Origin of the sequence: Streptomyces sp. NPDC051020, assembly GCF_040683105.1 — a bacterium.
In the GTDB taxonomy this organism is placed as follows: domain Bacteria; phylum Actinomycetota; class Actinomycetes; order Streptomycetales; family Streptomycetaceae; genus Streptomyces.
Genome location: NZ_JBFBCG010000010.1, coordinates 1 through 13,734 on the forward strand (window position 1 = coordinate 1; position 13,734 = coordinate 13,734).

Genomic DNA, 13,734 nt, shown 5'->3' on the forward strand with positions numbered 1-13,734 from the left:
ATCGGCATCTACCCGGCGGGCCGCAAGCCCGGCGACGGGGCCTCGCTCACCTGGGTCTACGTCCCGAACGCCAGCGGCACCGCGACCCTGGACACGACGACCCCAGCGTGCCGCCCGGCACCGAGGCGTCATCGGTGCCACCCGTCAAGGTGGACGGCAACGACCCCGACCTCAAGATGGCCGAGGGCGCCACGCTCGCCCCCGCCAAAGTCCTCGACATCATCCAGGTCGTCGAGGACGAGGGCGGCGAGGAGCGCCGCGAGGACAGCAACGCCAGCATCAAGTTCGCGCTCCAGGCGGAGGTCCTCTTCGGCAAGGACAGCGCGAAGCTGAGCGCCGCAGCCAAGTCCCGTATCGCAGCCGTCGCAGCCGAGATCAAGAAGCAGAACGCCACGAAGGTGCGCGTCTTCGGCTTCACCGACAATCTCGGGTCGTCCGCGCATGGCGACGTGCTGTCCAAGCAGCGTGCCGGTGCGGTGCACGGCGAGCTGGTCAAGTCGCTCGGATCGACGATCACCTTTGAGATCCGTGGTTACGGCGAGCAGTACCCGATCGCCGACAACAGCACGGAAGAGGGCCGGAAGAAGAACCGGCGCGTGGAGGTCTCCTTCCCGCGCGGCAGCGCTTCCTGACTCAGGGCGTATCGGCAGGGCTGTAGGGTCTCAGATTTCGCTGCACAGTCTCACGGCTGACTGCATATCGCCTGCACTTATGAAGCAGTCGTGAGACGGGCAGGTCGGTGCGTTCATCCTTTCGGGCTACTTGGTGCCGGGCTCAGGCTTCCGTTCGGGAGGGTGGGCAGCCTGGTCGTACAGGCCATCGTCTGGGTGGGGGTACGGCATGGACACTGCTACGGAAGTCGTGGTCATGGTGCGTCGCCGTGGCGTCGGCGAGGTCGTGGAATGTGCCTGGCCCGCGGCGTCCACGGACTTACTGTCCGCCGCGGCGCCATGGCGAACGTTCCGCTGGTTCAAGGGGCAGAAGCACTACTTGGGCATCTACCGGTCGGCGACGACGAATGACCAGGCCCTGGTCCACCGGCGCGGCCGCTACGCCACGGTCTGAATCATCCACTCGCCGGCTCCGGTGCCGATTGACGCCCTTGGCTAATGACGTTAGCCTCTGGGCTATGGTTGTTAAGAGGTCGCTGACGCCGGCCGCCGTGGTCGACGTGGCGCTCGGCATCGTGGACGAGCACGGGCCGGACGGCCTCACGCTCGCCGCCGTGGCGCACGGCTGCGGGGTCGCCACGCCGTCGCTCTACAAGCACGTGGCGAGCCTCGGCGAACTGAAGACGCTTGTCGGAGCGCGGGTGCTGGAGGACATGACCGACCGGATCGCGACGACCGTCCTGGGCACCGGCGGCGACGAGGCGGTCACTGGGTTGATGCGCGCCTACCGTGCGTACGGCGCCGCGCACCCGAAGCGGTACGCCGCGCTGCCGATGGACCCGCTGCACGACCCGATCCAGGAGGCGGCCGCCGCGAAGCTCGTCGGCGTCATGTATGCCACGCTGCGCGGCTACGGGCTCGAGGGCTCGGCGGCCGTGCACGCGACCCGGCGCCTGCGGGTGCTCGTGCACGGCTTCGTGTCCATCGAATCCGAGGGCGGCTTCGGCCTGCCGGAAGACCTCGACGACACCTACGACCAGCTCATCCAGATGTATCTCGCCAGCCTGAGGAGCGAATCATGAGGATCCCGCTGTCCGTCGCAGGCGTACTGTTCCTGCTCTACCCCGCCCTCCGCCCGTGGGAGGACGAGTCCACCACCTCGGGTGCCGCCGCCGCGATGGGCTCCACCGCGTGGATCGTCGCGCACCTGTGCGCGATGATCGGGTTCATCCTGGTTGCGATTGCACTGCTGTCAATCAACCGCGTGGCGGCGATCGTGTTCTGGATCGGCGCCGGCCTGACGCTGCCGTACTACGGCGCCGAGGACTTCGGCCTGCATGCGATGGCCAACCAGTCGAACGTCCTCGACCTGGCCGAGGAGGTGCGCTACAACCCGTTCGCGATGACGATGTTCGGGCTCGGGTTGCTGACCATGGCGGCGAGCGCGATCCTCGTCGCGGCCCGGATGCGCACGGTGCCGGCGATCCTGTTCGCGGTCGGGTTCGGGCTGTTCCTGCCGCAGTTCTTCGGTCCGCCCGCGCTGCGGATCGCGCACGGCGTACTGCTCGCGGCCGCCTGCGTGTGGCTGGCCTGGGACGCGAAGCGGGTCCAGCCCGCGCCGGTGCCGGCCTGACTTGAGGTCGTTGCCTCGTGCGTCTGTGGCTCCGACCTGTGGCGCGCGGTACCGGACAGTCGATGATCACCGCGATCAAGGTGTTGCTCAACCCCTGATTCTGCGCACGGCGAGTGCGCGCGGAGGCCATTCGGGCGTCCGCTCCCGCAGCCCAAGTCGCGCTGAAGAGGGGGGTGTCATCTCAGCTACCCGAGATCTGCCGACGGCGATGAGATCGGCCAATTGACGCACGACCTGGCTGCGAGGATCTGCCAGCACAGTGAGACTGATCTTGCACACACAGCCCTGAGACAGAAGGCATGTCCCCAGGTCAGCACCTCACGCATATGCAACAGAACGCGAGATCCTACAAGGGCTGTAGGGTCTCAAAACTCGCTGCACAATCTCAGCGAGAACTGCACGGCGGCGGCACTTATGCCGCCGCCGTGAGACTCGCAGGACATCCTCCGCTACGAGGAACGCTTCGACGAGGTGCATGGAGCCGTGTACCGATGGGACGTTTGGGCAGCCGCCTACCTCATCGGCGGCGGCTGCTCGGACGACAGCTTCATGGACTTCCGCGCCGGCCTGATCGCGCTGGGCCGCGACTGGTATGAGAGGGCAGCGGCTTGCCCGGACAGTCTTGCTGAGCACCCGGCAGTGATCGCAGCCGCGGAGGCACAGGAGGACGAGGCTGTGTTCTACGAGGACGTCAACTACGCGGCCAGCGGCGCGTTCAAGCGCATCGCCGGCGACGAAGAGGACCTATGAGGCCTGGGACAAGTACAGAGCCTCACGTGACAGTTCCGAACAAGACACTGAAGGTAGGGCAGCACCCCCTATCTTCCAGTACGGGTCGGAGGCGGCCCAACCAGGCAGAACGCCCTTCTGCTCGACGTCCTTCCCGACACCTTCGACAAGATCCCGGAGACCTCGGATGCGGTGTCCAAGAAGGACATCGTCAGCCGCATAGAGCATGCCGTGACCGTGCGCGAGTGGGCGGAGCGGACGGCTCCTGCGTGATGACGCTCTTTGAAAATGGCTCTGGCCGCAGTTCCGTGAAGCCGTGAACTGCGCCGCGGGGCCCGGGAATTCGATCGACATTGCCCGTCGGCCGACCTACGGTCTGGGCGTGACAGTCACGTTGAACGATGCCGTGCGCAAGCTCCTGGATGATGCGATACCCGCCGTCTTGGGGACCGTGAACCCTGATGGAAGTCCGCAGACCTCGGTGGTCTGGGTGGGTAGGGATGGAGACGACCTGCTCGTCTCGACGGCCGCTGGGCGGCGGAAGGAAGGGAACATCCTGCGGGATTCGCGGGTGAGCCTGACCGTGTACGACATCGCCGATCCACTCCGTTACGTCGAGGTGCGTGGCGTAGCCGCGGTGACAGAGGACGTGGGCCGTGAGGTGGCGGTCAGGCTGGCGGAGCAGTACGAGGGTCCTGGTGCAGGCCGGGCCTATCTGGAACTGCCTCCGGAGGTGATACGGGTAGTGATAAGGATTAGCCCTCTGCGGGTCATCGGCACGCTCTCCGGGTGACGCAGGCCGGGACGATCCATCGCCTCCGCTCATGACCTGGGGATTCACGGAACTGCGGGCAGGGCCAATTTCAGGAAATGACCGGCGAGTCCCGCCGCAACACGTCCCACCATGTCTGGGGCTACGCCTCCCCGCCCGTCTCGCTCTCCGCGCGCGGATCATCGGGTGAGCTATCCTCGGCGCATGCGCGGACAGTTCACCGGTTGGCCGGAGCATGCTATGGACGTTTTGTGGCAGCTCCAGGGTGAACCGACTCAAGCGGTCCGCGAGCGCTACCGCGCGGACCGCGAACGGCTGGTCCGGCAGCCGATGATCGCCCTGCTCAACGATGTCGCGGACACAGACCCCCGGTACGAGGACTTCGCCGTCTGGCACTACCGCACAGACTCCTGGTGGTGGCAGCACCAGGGCGCGGTGATCCGGCTCGGCCGCAAGATCGAGATCGGTCTCAGGTTCTCCCTGGCCGGCCTGCGGATCCAGGGCGCCTGGTGGTACCCCGATCCCGGCCAGGTGGACATGTTCCGCAAAGCCGTGGCTTCCGAGGGGAGCGGCCGCGAACTATCCGCCATCGTCGAGGACGTGCGGAAGAAGGGCTACGACATCTCCGGGGACGTGATGAAACGCCCTCCGCGCGGCTATCCGACTGACCACTCCCGTACGAACCTGCTGCGCCACCGTTCACTGGTTGCCGCCCGCCCCCTCGGCTGCGAGGAATGGCTGCACACCCCAGAGGCGGTCGACCGGGTCCTCTCGGCTGCCGCCGACCTGGACACCCTGCTGATGTGGCTGGTCCGCCATGTGAAGAGCGCCGCCTGACATCACGGGGGCGCCGCGCGGCACGGGAGTAACCACACCCGTGCCGTCGGCCCCCGCGCCAGAAGGTGATGCGCAACTTCAACGCCGACCGGTCGCCTATCACCAGATAGCCGTCCGGCACCTCGGCCAGGGGGGCGGCACGGTCGAAGACGGCCCAGGATCGAGGACCCCTCACGAGCGATGGCCAAGCAATGGCATATCTGACACGAATCTGAGACTGGCAGGTCAAGCCGCCCACTCGTATGGGTGATTGGGCTCTGATGCTGGTGCCCTGGTAGAAGCCCGCTGACACCGCGGGCTCACGGGGCATCGCTCGTGGGCTTGGGGGTGTGCGGTGGGGGAGATCGCCGCGACGGTGAGAGGAAACACCCATCCAAGCCGTGAGACAGCGGGAAGCTGCTCAGCGCCTCGTCTCGTACCTGGTCAGGACCACGCCGCCGGGCAACGTCCGCGTCTCCACCAGGTTCAGGTTCACCCAGCTGTCCAGCGCGGTGAAGAACGGCGTGCCGCCGCCCACCAGGACCGGATGGGTGGCGATCACGTACTCGTCGATCAGCCCGGCGCGCATGGCTGCCCCGGCAAGCGTTGCGCCGCCGATGTTCATTGGGCCGCCGTCCTCGGCCTTGAGCCGGGTGATCTCGGCGATCGCGTCGCCGGTGACCAGGCGGGTGTTCCAGTCGACCTTGTCGATCCTCGAGGAGAACACCACCTTCGGCGTGTCCCGCCAGTTCCGCGCGAACTCGATCTCCGCCGGGGTGGCGTTGGGCTGCTGGTCGCCGGTCGGCCAGTAGGAGCTCATCGCCTCCCATAGCTTGCGCCCGTACAGCGACAGGCCACTCGCCTGCTCGTGGTCGAGCCACCACTGGAACAGCTCGTGGCTCGGCGGTCCGCTCCAGCCGATGTCGTCGCCGGCCGCGGCGATGTAGCCGTCCAGAGTCAGGTTCATGCCGTAGATCAGTTTCCGCATGGCCAGCCTTCCGTCCGTGGGTGTCCGGCGTATAGACCAGCGCGGCTCGTGAAACTCATCGGTGCGCGATCTGGGCTCGCCGGTAGACCTCGCGCTCGAGGCTCAGCGTGGTGTACTCGGCCGACACGGGCAAGCCGCCTGATCTCGACCTCGCCCTCGCGAGGAAATGCCACGGATTTGAGACTGATCATGGGTGACAAGGCCGTGAGACAGCCAAGAACGCCCAGGTCACGCAAGATCGACATGTCACGAGCGGCGAGACCCTACCGCTGTAGGGTCTCAGATTTCGTGTCCTCATCTCAGCTCGGATGTCCGAGCGAGGTCCTGTAGGACGCGAAATCTGAGACCCGCAGTTGTCCTGCCGCATTGAAGCTGTCGGATTCTCACTCATTCTCGTTCGTTCTGGCGGATTCTCGTCGGGGTGTGCTCTGAGCGGCGGCTTTTGCTTCGTTCGTGGGGTTTGACCTGCCTCGGGAGGTCAAGGTAGATCGGCGATGCGGTGCGCCAACCAGGCAAGGGCGGGCGGCGTCCGGTACTCGATGGCGTGGTGGCCGCCCTCGAACAGCTCGAAATGCACGATGTCGTCGGCCACTCCGACTTCGGTGAGCGCATCGCGGAAGGCCAGTGCGCCCAGGTCGAGGAACCACTCGTCGCGGGTGCCGGCGTCGATCCAGATGCCGCGCTTGGAGCGGAGGGCGTCGGCGTGTGTAGTGGCCATCCGTACCGGATCCCAGGCCAGCCAGCGCTGCCACTCGTCCTCGCGCAGGGCCCCGGTGCGGGGGTCGAAGGGAAGGGTGGGAGAGCCGTCGGGGCCTGGGGAAAAACAGGCGGACACGCCGAGGATCTCCAGGAGGTTCAGGTCCTCCTCCTTGGTGAAGGCGACCCGCGAGCGGAAATCATCCCACCAGCGGAAGATGTCGCCGCCGTAGGGCCGCAGTTGGCGGGCCGCGGTGAGGAAGTGCGGGGGGCACTGGGCCTCGAACAGCGAGTCGCCGGAGTGGGTGGCGAAGGCGCCGAACAGATCCGGGCGGAGCATCGAGGTGACCGCGGCGCCGAGTCCGCCGCTGGACTTGCCCGCGATGGCTCGGTGGTCGCGTGCGGGGAGCGTGCGGTAGCGGGCGTCGACGTACGGCACGACCTCCTCACATAAGTAGGAGTGGTAGCGGCCGGTGCCGGGTGAGTCGATGAACTGGCTGCCGCCGTAGGAGGTCCAGGCGTCCACGAATACCAGCAGCATCCCGGGCGCCTCCCCGCGGGCGAAGATCTCGTCGGCGAGCTCGGGGACTGGCTTCCGAAAGGCCGTGCGGTTGCGCCAGACCGGGAGCGTTCCCGTGTAGCCGAGCAGCAGATACGTGACGGGGTAGCGGCGTTCGGGCGCATCGTCGTAGCCGGGCGGGGTGTAGACCCACATCGGTCGTTGCGCCGGGTCGTTGAGGGGGTTGCCGCGGAGCAGCGCGCTGTCGATGACGTGTTCGTCGATGCGGCCGGCGAGCGTGAAGGACGACATACCTCGGGACGGTACTACGATTTCAAAATATCTCAATACATAATTTCTGGAAGGTAGGGTGGCGCCGTGACATCACGGCAATTGGCGGCGGAATCAGCGCAGCAACGGGACTCCATCGACCGGCACATCGCCCGCTGGTGGCGTGAAGTGCCCGGCTTGGTACCGGAGTTGGAGGGCACGGTCACCCGCATGCAGATGCTCGTGCGGCACCTGCAGCAAAAGAAGGAGGCCGCCCTGGCGCGGCACGGCCTGAAGCTGTGGGAGTACGAGATCCTGTGGCGCCTGCGCTCGGCGGGAGAGCCCTACTGCATGGCACCTACACGTCTCGCTCAGGGGCTCGGCGTCCATCCCGCGACCCTCACCAACCGCCTCGATCGCCTGCAGTTGGCGGGCCTGATCGCTCGCGAGCACGCACCTGAGGATCGCCGCAGCCTTCTCGTCGGCCTGACTCCACGGGGGGTCGCAACGTGGGCGGCGGTGATCGACGACCAGCGGGAGGCCGAGGCCACACTGCTCGCGCCCCTGGACAAGAAGGAGTTGGGGCAGCTGGCCGCCCTCCTGCGGGTCGTGGCCCTTGCTGCAGAGGAGGACGGCCCGCCCCTCATGCCGCACGTCGACTGAAACCAGGAAAACGTGCGGGATCAGGAGCGCGGCCAACCCATGAAGCCGACCCCTGAGTGCTCGGCAGGCCATCATCCGGAAACCCGATTGACGACAGTCGCAGAATCTATGTCAGGAACTGATATCAGCGGCTATGTCGAACGCCGAGCAGGGCGTCGCAGCGAGTCGGGCGACAGCTCGGCTTGGCATGCCGCCTTCGACCTTTACTCCCTTGGCTTCGACAGGCAATATGACGCGTTCGGCTGTCTCTTCGGAGTCCGCAACTACGCCAACTTCCGACCGCTGGCTCCGAACCGCGGCGTCCCGATCGATGCGTCCGAGACCGTTCGTGCCGAGCTCGACCGGCTTCCGTTGCCGGACCAGGCACACAGCTGCACCTGGATCACCTGGGCCGAACTGAAGGCTGTCGACTGGGACGAGATGGCAGAGAGGCCCGATAGCCGAATCCACGAATACCGCCATACACCGCACGGGCCGAGGCGGGTGGGGAAGGCATCCTGGAGCCCTCGGTTCGCCCGCGCGGTTGGCATCCCTGAGCCAGTAGCGGGCGGCTACGGTCAGGAATGGCCGGAGGGGAGCGAATGGCTCATCGATGACGTGCTTTTCAGATCCGTGAAGCTCTGCCGTCGAGACGCCGTCACGGATACCGGCGAGTGGCAGCCGGTCTGGAGCGCCATGAGGGCGCTCGCAGAGCAGCACGGTGATGAGAACGTCCGACTTGTCGTCTGGTTCGATGACTGATCCTCCGTAGACGTTGAACTTACGGGCTGACCCGCGATTGATCTTGGGGCGTGTTGGCCTGCGGGTTCGGCTGGCTGGTGGTTCGGCAGACCGTGGTGCGGACGTGCACCAGCTCGGTGCTGGGTTTGTGCCGGGTGGGCCGCTTGGCGGCGCGGTCGGAGACCAGGACGGCGACGGCGAGGTGGGTCTCGCCGTAGGTATCGCGGCGGCCGGTGTACCGCTGGAGCGGGCGCCACTGCCGGACTTCGGCGTTGGCGTGCTCGACGCAGATCCGGCACGGTCCGCCAGCTGCGGGCGGACCTTCCTGATCGCCCGGCCGATCGTGGAAGACCCCACCTTGTAGAGCACGCCCAACGCCTCATGGGTGAGCCCAATCCGCAGATGGACCAGTGTCACCAGGAGCCGGTCGGTGAAGACCAGTTCGTACTTCGGCCCGGCCCCTGCCTCCGGCCGACGGTCGCCCTCACGTCGCTCATGGCGCCCGGACTCACAGCGCGCCACCCAGCGCGGGGCGAATTCTGCGACCAACTCGCCCAGATGTTGGCGCGACAGCCCGCAGAACGGAGGATGGGACATGGCCGCGCGGGCCTGTTTGATCTTCACACATCAGACAACTCGCGCGGGTGTCTCCATGCCCCCGCACTCACCGGCCAGGATCAATCGCAGGTAGGCCCATTAGGGTCAGGGGCATGACAGCATCCCTTGCCGGCAGTGCCTTCGACTCGCTCCGCCTCGACGCCGTGCCCGACCAGGAGGCGCTGCGCCGGGTCTACGAACTCCCCAGCGACGCGGCCGTGCGCAAGCAGATGACCGAACTCACCGAGCAGACGCGACGGTTGATCGAATGCTCATCGCTGGTCCTGGTCGCCAGCGCGGACGCCGAGGGCAACTGTGATGTTTCCCCGCGCGGCGGCCCGGCCGGGTTCGTTGCCGTCCTGGACGCACGCACGGTGGCGATACCGGACGCGACCGGCAACAAGCGTCTGGACACCCTGCAGAACGTCGTCGCTACCGGACGGGCCGGGTTGCTGTTCGTCATCCCGGGGCGTACCACGACGCTCAGGGTGAACGGCCGGGCCTGCGTCTCCACGCGACCAGAGCTGCTGTCCCAGCTGACCGCCGTGGGCAAGCCGCCGGCCAGTGCGCTGGTGCTGGGGATCGAGGAGGTCTACCCGCACTGCCCCAAGTCGCTCCTGCGCAGCGCGGCCTGGAAGCCGGAGCAGTGGCTGCCGGCGGACGCCCAGCCGGCCTCGGCCGAGGTGACGCTGGCCCAGCTGCGGATGCCGGAGCTGACGATCGCTGACGTCGAGCAGGCGGAGGCGGATTCGCTGAAGTACCGGTACGAGTAACGGGCGGACCTGCGATTGCTGATCCACCAGCCAGCCGAACCTCCGGGTCGGGACGTCCCAAGATCAATCGTGGGGCAGCCCGTGAGCTTCTGGGAAAACCTCAGTGACACCCACGCTGTACAAGGTGATGCTGGCCGCTGTCCGCGCCTTGAGTTCCGGGCGGGACTCGACTACCAGCGTCGGCGAGATCCGAAAGATACGGTCTAGTCGCGACGTTGCAGGATGTAGAGGTCCCAGCTGTCGGGGTCGCCGATGCAGACGAAGTGCGCGCTCACTGGAAGCGAGAACCTACAGCCCGGCACCGCGACCACCTCGCGGTGCCGGGCCCTGACGCGTTACAGCAGGTGGTCCGCCTTGCCGGCCTTGATGTCGCGGATCATCTGCTGAAGCGCCTCGCGGCTGTCGGTGAGGAAGTGCTCCTCCGCGCCCGCGATGGTGATGTAGCTGTTGCCCTGCTCATCGGTTCCGATCCGGTAGCAGGAGTTTCCCTCGCCGCAGAACGCGTCTTCCCAGCTGACGTCCGGCATCCGTGATCCCTTCAGAGTTGGCGTGCGATGTTGTGGATGAAGTCCCGCGACTCGCTCGGCGGCAGCGCGATTCCCTCCATCCAGTCCAGGTGGGCCCGGTACTTCGCCAACTGCGCTTCCGAGTAGACGAAGACGGGCCCGTGCGAGTTGTCGATCTGTACGGTGTCGAGCTGAGATACCGGTCCCTCCGCGTACAGGACCGTCTGACCCGCTCCGGGGAATGCGCCTGCCTCGAACGGGATGACCAGCAGTGTCACGTTCGGCTGTTCGGACTTCTTCAGCAGATGCTGAAGCTGGGCGCGGGCCACCCGTCGGCCGCCGAACTGCATGCGGAGCGCGGCCTCATGGACGATGCCGGTGTACGGCGGTGGCGGGTCCCCGTCCAGGACCTCCTGGCGCTCCACGCGATGGGCCAGACGCAGTGCGATCTCACGTTCCGGCAACTGGGGGATCACCACGCGGAACACGGCCAGGGCATGGTCCGAGGTCTGGAGCAGGCCCGGAATGTGCATGGAGTACGCAGCCCGCATGCGGAGAGCGTGTGCCTCCAATTCGGCGATATCAAGGAGCCCTTGAGGCAGCGACCCCCGGTATCTCTCCCACCATCCGCGGCTTCGCGGTTGAGCCATTTCGACGAGTGCGTCGACGTACTTGTCGTCCGTGCACTCGCAATTGCAGGCCAACGTGCGCAGGCGGTCCGGGCTGATGGGGCGCGCTCCGGACTCGATGTTCGAGATCTTTCCGCGGTCCACACCGAGCAGACCGGCCGCGAATTCGGCCGACACATCCGCCGACGTGCGCATTCTCCGCACTTCGGCTCCAAGCCGCTTCTGGCGTTCGGTAGGCGACGTCCTTGCTGCCATTCCGTTCCTTTCCGCGTGCGGTCACCGGCAGTCTGCCGCCTGTGCGTGCGACCCGGCCACGAAAGGGTCCAGTTTCCATGTGGGCAGGGTTATTTTGCCCTCCGAGGGCTACATTGGGTTACGCACTGCTCACGCTGCGATGAGTCGGAAGTGCATCGCGCGGCCCTGCCCGCAACCTCCTGCCCTGGGAGGGGCGGCCCGCGCCAGGGAGACAAGCCACTGCTCATTCAGCAGCGCGCGAGCCACCTGTGCGCATCGACGCGATAGAGAGACCGCCAACTCGCCACCCGTACAAGGGGAGTCAGTCATGCCGCAATCTCCGCGCGCCGCGCTCTGCCCGGTAGCGATCGAGGAACCTTCGCCCGCCCCGTACCCGCACTCGCCCCCGTATCCGAAGCGCCGCTCCGAGCGTGGGCTCGCGCTCAGCCTCACTCTTCCCGGTGATCCGCGGAGCGCGGCGATCGGACGCAACGCGGTCACCGCCTCGCTGCGGGCCTACGGGCTCACTGCCTACATCTGGCCGGCCGCGCTCGTGCTGGGCGAGCTGGTCGGTGTCACCTCGGCCATGACCCCGGGCCGGGAGCTCTACGTCTCCGTACGGCACCGGGACAACGCGCTCCGGGTCGTCGTCTGGGACCAGCACCCGCACCACTCCGACCCTGGCGCCTTCATGCTCTGCGAGGCGCAGCGCAGACGGGCGCTGTGGCTGCTGGCGGCGGCCGTGGACGACTGGGGCGGGGAGTGGGACGTCAGCGACGCGCTGTCACCGCACGCAGGCATCAAGTCCTGGGTGGTACTGCCGCGCTGACAGGCCCGTTCTGACAGGCCCGTTCTGACAAGGCCAGTGCCGCCAGGGCCTCCGGGGCGCCGGACTGACCCCGGACTCCGGGGAAGGCGTTGATGTCCACGATCAGCGGGGCGCCGCCGCCCGTGTCGATGATGTCCACGCCGTAGACGTCCAGTGCGAAGACCTCGCCGACCCGGCTCACCAGGGCGGGCCAGCCGGGCGGCAGGTCACCGGGGGCGAGCGGCAGTGTGGGACCCCGCCCCTCGGGCGAGAGTTCGGAACGGCGCAGGGCGGAGAAGAGCTGGTCTCCGATCGCCCACAGTTTGTGGTCCCAGCCGCTGTTCGGTGCGAACTCCTGGACCACGACCGGCTCCTGTGGGCATGTGGCGGTGAGCTCCCGCAGCTGTGTGTCGCTGTCGAGACGGGCCACCAGGTCGTGCCTTCGGCTGTGGCGGCTCTTGACCACCACGGGGCCGGGGAGCGGTGGGCCGGACGCCAGGTGAGCGAGTGTGGTGAAGGTAAGGGTTTCGGCGAACGGGAGGCCGGCCCGCCGGGCATGTTCCGCCATCGCTGTGCGGTCCTGGCACAGCGCGGTCGCCGCGGCCGAGTTCACCACGCGGGCGCCGCGTTGCTCCAGGGCGCGGGCGAGAGCCAGGGCGCGTGGCGTACGCGACTTCAGCAGGTAGACGCCGGCGAGCGGCTCGGGGACTTCTGCCACCGTCCTCGGGTCCAGCGTTTCCACCTGATGCTCGGGGGTGAGCAGGGCGGCGGTGTCGACCAGCAGCGGATGACCGGGATCGGGCGTGATCAGGACGATTCTCATACGGTCTTGCCTGCCGCCACGGGAACCTGCACCGGGTGGGGGCGGAGTGTCAACGGCGTCGCGCCGGCCGCGTCGCGCTGCTCCGTCAGACGGGCGGGGACCGTCTCGGCCGCGCCCGCCGCCGGGCCCGTGCGGGCCAGCTCGAGCACGGCTCGTGCCACCCGCGCCGCCGCGTCAGGGACCTGACGGAAGCTGGGGAAGTCGTTCACATCGACGACCACAGGGCCATCCGGCCCCAGTACGACGTCCACACCATACAGATCGAGGCCGTAGACCACCCCGACCTGGGCGGCTATCGCGGCCACCTCGGCCGACAGCGGCACGCGGCGTTCCCGCACCGAGTGGTCCGGGTTGAGCGGGGAGCGGCGTTCGGTCGCGTACAGTTCGCCGCCGACGCTGTACACCTTGACGTCGATGCCCGAGTTGGTCACATACGGCTGGGCGATGAGCATTCCCTCTCCCGCCAGTTCGGGGATCAACGCGGCGAGCCGGTCCGGCGACGACACCAGGTGCACGGCCCGTCCCGAGCTGCCGTCGGCGGGCTTGACCACCAGTGGGTACTCCGACGCCGGAATCTCGGCCAGCAGCTCAGGCCTCGCCGCCGCGTAGGTCGGCGGCAGAGGAAGCCCACGGCTGCGACCAATGGCTGCTGCCAGCGCCTTGTCCCGTACACCGCGTATCGACCGGGCGTCGTTGACCGTCGTCATCCCGGTCGAGGCCGCGGCTTCGAGCAAGGTGAGCCCCGGGCCGCCGGAGACCGTCTTGAGAACCCACGCGTCATGGGTGCTCGCCCGCACCGCCTCCGTCATGCGCAGCAGGGAACCGCCCGGCCGCAGCACGTCCACCTGGTGCCCCCAGGAGGTCAGCTGACGGATCACCTCAACCGGCATGCCGTCGTGGCGGTATTGCTCCTCCACCAGAAAGCAGAGCTTCATCGATCTTCCCCGCAACGCCCGGACGCCCGTCC

General features: G+C 67.4%; 18 protein-coding genes and 1 pseudogene. 12 read left to right on the forward strand and 7 right to left on the reverse strand.

Annotation, left to right across the window (positions count from 1 at the left end):
• The first annotated feature begins 50 nt into the window (after positions 1–50).
• The 7 genes from AB0N06_RS07800 to AB0N06_RS07830 all read left to right on the forward strand — a co-directional run bounded on the left by AB0N06_RS07800 (position 51) and on the right by AB0N06_RS07830 (position 4,582).
• Positions 51–632 carry an OmpA family protein gene (locus AB0N06_RS07800; RefSeq protein WP_366133920.1) on the forward strand — a complete coding sequence of 194 codons (582 nt, stop codon included), beginning with the start codon at positions 51–53 and terminating at the stop codon, positions 630–632.
• Positions 633–840: 208 nt separating this feature from the next.
• Positions 841–1,065 (forward strand): hypothetical protein, encoded by a 225-nt coding sequence (locus AB0N06_RS07805; protein WP_366133808.1) that lies wholly within the window; start codon positions 841–843, stop codon positions 1,063–1,065.
• Between the two features lie 64 nt (positions 1,066–1,129).
• Entirely contained in the window at positions 1,130–1,693 is a 564-nt protein-coding gene (locus tag AB0N06_RS07810; protein WP_366133809.1) for a WHG domain-containing protein, read from the forward strand.
• Positions 1,690–2,244 (forward strand): hypothetical protein, encoded by a 555-nt coding sequence (locus AB0N06_RS07815; protein ID WP_366133810.1) that lies wholly within the window; start codon positions 1,690–1,692, stop codon positions 2,242–2,244. The genes AB0N06_RS07810 and AB0N06_RS07815 overlap by 4 nt, the downstream gene beginning before the upstream one ends.
• A 483-nt stretch (positions 2,245–2,727) precedes the next feature.
• Positions 2,728–2,994: a DUF4240 domain-containing protein gene (locus AB0N06_RS07820; protein ID WP_366133811.1), complete on the forward strand. Its 267-nt coding sequence runs from the start codon at positions 2,728–2,730 to the stop codon at positions 2,992–2,994.
• 361 nt (positions 2,995–3,355) lie between these two features.
• Positions 3,356–3,766: a PPOX class F420-dependent oxidoreductase gene (locus tag AB0N06_RS07825; RefSeq protein WP_366133812.1), complete on the forward strand. Its 411-nt coding sequence runs from the start codon at positions 3,356–3,358 to the stop codon at positions 3,764–3,766.
• 219 nt (positions 3,767–3,985) lie between these two features.
• Positions 3,986–4,582 (forward strand): DUF2461 family protein, encoded by a 597-nt coding sequence (locus AB0N06_RS07830; RefSeq protein ID WP_366133813.1) that lies wholly within the window; start codon positions 3,986–3,988, stop codon positions 4,580–4,582.
• Between the two features lie 400 nt (positions 4,583–4,982).
• On the opposite strand, the gene AB0N06_RS07835 is transcribed toward AB0N06_RS07830, so the two are convergent.
• Together AB0N06_RS07835 and AB0N06_RS07840 are read right to left on the reverse strand one after the other, a co-directional pair.
• Complete coding sequence (locus AB0N06_RS07835; protein WP_366133814.1) at positions 4,983–5,549, reverse strand: dihydrofolate reductase family protein; 567 nt, start codon at positions 5,547–5,549, stop codon at positions 4,983–4,985.
• A 478-nt stretch (positions 5,550–6,027) separates the two neighbouring features.
• The gene (locus AB0N06_RS07840) at positions 6,028–7,056 is read right to left on the reverse strand and encodes an alpha/beta hydrolase-fold protein (protein ID WP_366133815.1); all 1,029 of its coding nucleotides are present in this window, start codon (positions 7,054–7,056) and stop codon (positions 6,028–6,030) included.
• A 66-nt stretch (positions 7,057–7,122) separates the two neighbouring features.
• On the opposite strand from AB0N06_RS07840, the gene AB0N06_RS07845 reads away from it, so the two are divergent.
• From AB0N06_RS07845 to AB0N06_RS07855, 3 genes are all read left to right on the forward strand, one after another.
• Positions 7,123–7,677 (forward strand): MarR family transcriptional regulator, encoded by a 555-nt coding sequence (locus AB0N06_RS07845; protein ID WP_366133816.1) that lies wholly within the window; start codon positions 7,123–7,125, stop codon positions 7,675–7,677.
• Positions 7,678–7,716: 39 nt separating this feature from the next.
• Positions 7,717–8,418 (forward strand): hypothetical protein, encoded by a 702-nt coding sequence (locus tag AB0N06_RS07850; RefSeq protein ID WP_366133817.1) that lies wholly within the window; start codon positions 7,717–7,719, stop codon positions 8,416–8,418.
• Positions 8,419–8,545: 127 nt separating this feature from the next.
• The gene (locus AB0N06_RS07855) at positions 8,546–8,761 is read left to right on the forward strand and encodes a hypothetical protein (RefSeq protein ID WP_366133818.1); all 216 of its coding nucleotides are present in this window, start codon (positions 8,546–8,548) and stop codon (positions 8,759–8,761) included.
• Here AB0N06_RS07855 and AB0N06_RS07860 read toward each other — a convergent pair.
• Positions 8,752–8,994: pseudogene (locus tag AB0N06_RS07860) on the reverse strand (IS5/IS1182 family transposase); the annotation flags it as partial. The gene AB0N06_RS07855 and the pseudogene AB0N06_RS07860 sit on opposite strands and share 10 nt — an antisense overlap.
• Positions 8,995–9,107: 113 nt before the next feature.
• Between AB0N06_RS07860 and AB0N06_RS07865 the strand changes: the two are divergent.
• Positions 9,108–9,767 (forward strand): MSMEG_1061 family FMN-dependent PPOX-type flavoprotein, encoded by a 660-nt coding sequence (locus AB0N06_RS07865; protein WP_366133819.1) that lies wholly within the window; start codon positions 9,108–9,110, stop codon positions 9,765–9,767.
• A 335-nt stretch (positions 9,768–10,102) separates the two neighbouring features.
• Here AB0N06_RS07865 and AB0N06_RS07870 read toward each other — a convergent pair whose 3' ends face one another.
• Together AB0N06_RS07870 and AB0N06_RS07875 are read right to left on the reverse strand one after the other, a co-directional pair.
• The gene (locus tag AB0N06_RS07870; RefSeq protein ID WP_358857902.1) at positions 10,103–10,294 is read right to left on the reverse strand and encodes a hypothetical protein; all 192 of its coding nucleotides are present in this window, start codon (positions 10,292–10,294) and stop codon (positions 10,103–10,105) included.
• A gap of 11 nt (positions 10,295–10,305) precedes the next feature.
• The gene (locus AB0N06_RS07875; RefSeq protein WP_366133820.1) at positions 10,306–11,157 is read right to left on the reverse strand and encodes a helix-turn-helix transcriptional regulator; all 852 of its coding nucleotides are present in this window, start codon (positions 11,155–11,157) and stop codon (positions 10,306–10,308) included.
• Between the two features lie 307 nt (positions 11,158–11,464).
• On the opposite strand from AB0N06_RS07875, the gene AB0N06_RS07880 reads away from it, so the two are divergent.
• Positions 11,465–11,965 carry an ATP-binding protein gene (locus AB0N06_RS07880; RefSeq protein WP_366133821.1) on the forward strand — a complete coding sequence of 167 codons (501 nt, stop codon included), beginning with the start codon at positions 11,465–11,467 and terminating at the stop codon, positions 11,963–11,965.
• Here the strand turns inward: AB0N06_RS07880 and AB0N06_RS07885 are convergent.
• Together AB0N06_RS07885 and AB0N06_RS07890 are read right to left on the reverse strand one after the other, a co-directional pair.
• Positions 11,937–12,767: an alpha-L-glutamate ligase gene (locus AB0N06_RS07885; protein ID WP_366133822.1), complete on the reverse strand. Its 831-nt coding sequence runs from the start codon at positions 12,765–12,767 to the stop codon at positions 11,937–11,939. The genes AB0N06_RS07880 and AB0N06_RS07885 overlap by 29 nt on opposite strands.
• Positions 12,764–13,702 carry a hypothetical protein gene (locus tag AB0N06_RS07890; RefSeq protein WP_366133823.1) on the reverse strand — a complete coding sequence of 313 codons (939 nt, stop codon included), beginning with the start codon at positions 13,700–13,702 and terminating at the stop codon, positions 12,764–12,766. Before AB0N06_RS07890 ends, AB0N06_RS07885 begins: the two co-directional genes overlap by 4 nt.
• Positions 13,703–13,734: the final 32 nt, after the last annotated feature.

Bases quoted from the DNA above. Each gene is read 5' to 3' on its own strand.
- AB0N06_RS07870 (WP_358857902.1), bottom strand. From the start codon at position 10,294: ATGCCGGACGTCAGCTGGGAAGACGCGTTCTGCGGCGAGGGAAACTCC.
- AB0N06_RS07805 (WP_366133808.1), top strand. From the start codon at position 841: ATGGACACTGCTACGGAAGTCGTGGTCATGGTGCGTCGCCGTGGCGTC.
- AB0N06_RS07815 (WP_366133810.1), top strand. From the start codon at position 1,690: ATGAGGATCCCGCTGTCCGTCGCAGGCGTACTGTTCCTGCTCTACCCC.
- AB0N06_RS07810 (WP_366133809.1), top strand. From the start codon at position 1,130: ATGGTTGTTAAGAGGTCGCTGACGCCGGCCGCCGTGGTCGACGTGGCG.
- AB0N06_RS07875 (WP_366133820.1), bottom strand. From the start codon at position 11,157: ATGGCAGCAAGGACGTCGCCTACCGAACGCCAGAAGCGGCTTGGAGCC.
- AB0N06_RS07885 (WP_366133822.1), bottom strand. From the start codon at position 12,767: ATGAGAATCGTCCTGATCACGCCCGATCCCGGTCATCCGCTGCTGGTC.
- AB0N06_RS07840 (WP_366133815.1), bottom strand. From the start codon at position 7,056: ATGTCGTCCTTCACGCTCGCCGGCCGCATCGACGAACACGTCATCGAC.
- AB0N06_RS07890 (WP_366133823.1), bottom strand. From the start codon at position 13,702: ATGAAGCTCTGCTTTCTGGTGGAGGAGCAATACCGCCACGACGGCATG.
- AB0N06_RS07835 (WP_366133814.1), bottom strand. From the start codon at position 5,549: ATGCGGAAACTGATCTACGGCATGAACCTGACTCTGGACGGCTACATC.
- AB0N06_RS07850 (WP_366133817.1), top strand. From the start codon at position 7,717: ATGAAGCCGACCCCTGAGTGCTCGGCAGGCCATCATCCGGAAACCCGA.
- AB0N06_RS07830 (WP_366133813.1), top strand. From the start codon at position 3,986: ATGGACGTTTTGTGGCAGCTCCAGGGTGAACCGACTCAAGCGGTCCGC.
- AB0N06_RS07880 (WP_366133821.1), top strand. From the start codon at position 11,465: ATGCCGCAATCTCCGCGCGCCGCGCTCTGCCCGGTAGCGATCGAGGAA.
- AB0N06_RS07865 (WP_366133819.1), top strand. From the start codon at position 9,108: ATGACAGCATCCCTTGCCGGCAGTGCCTTCGACTCGCTCCGCCTCGAC.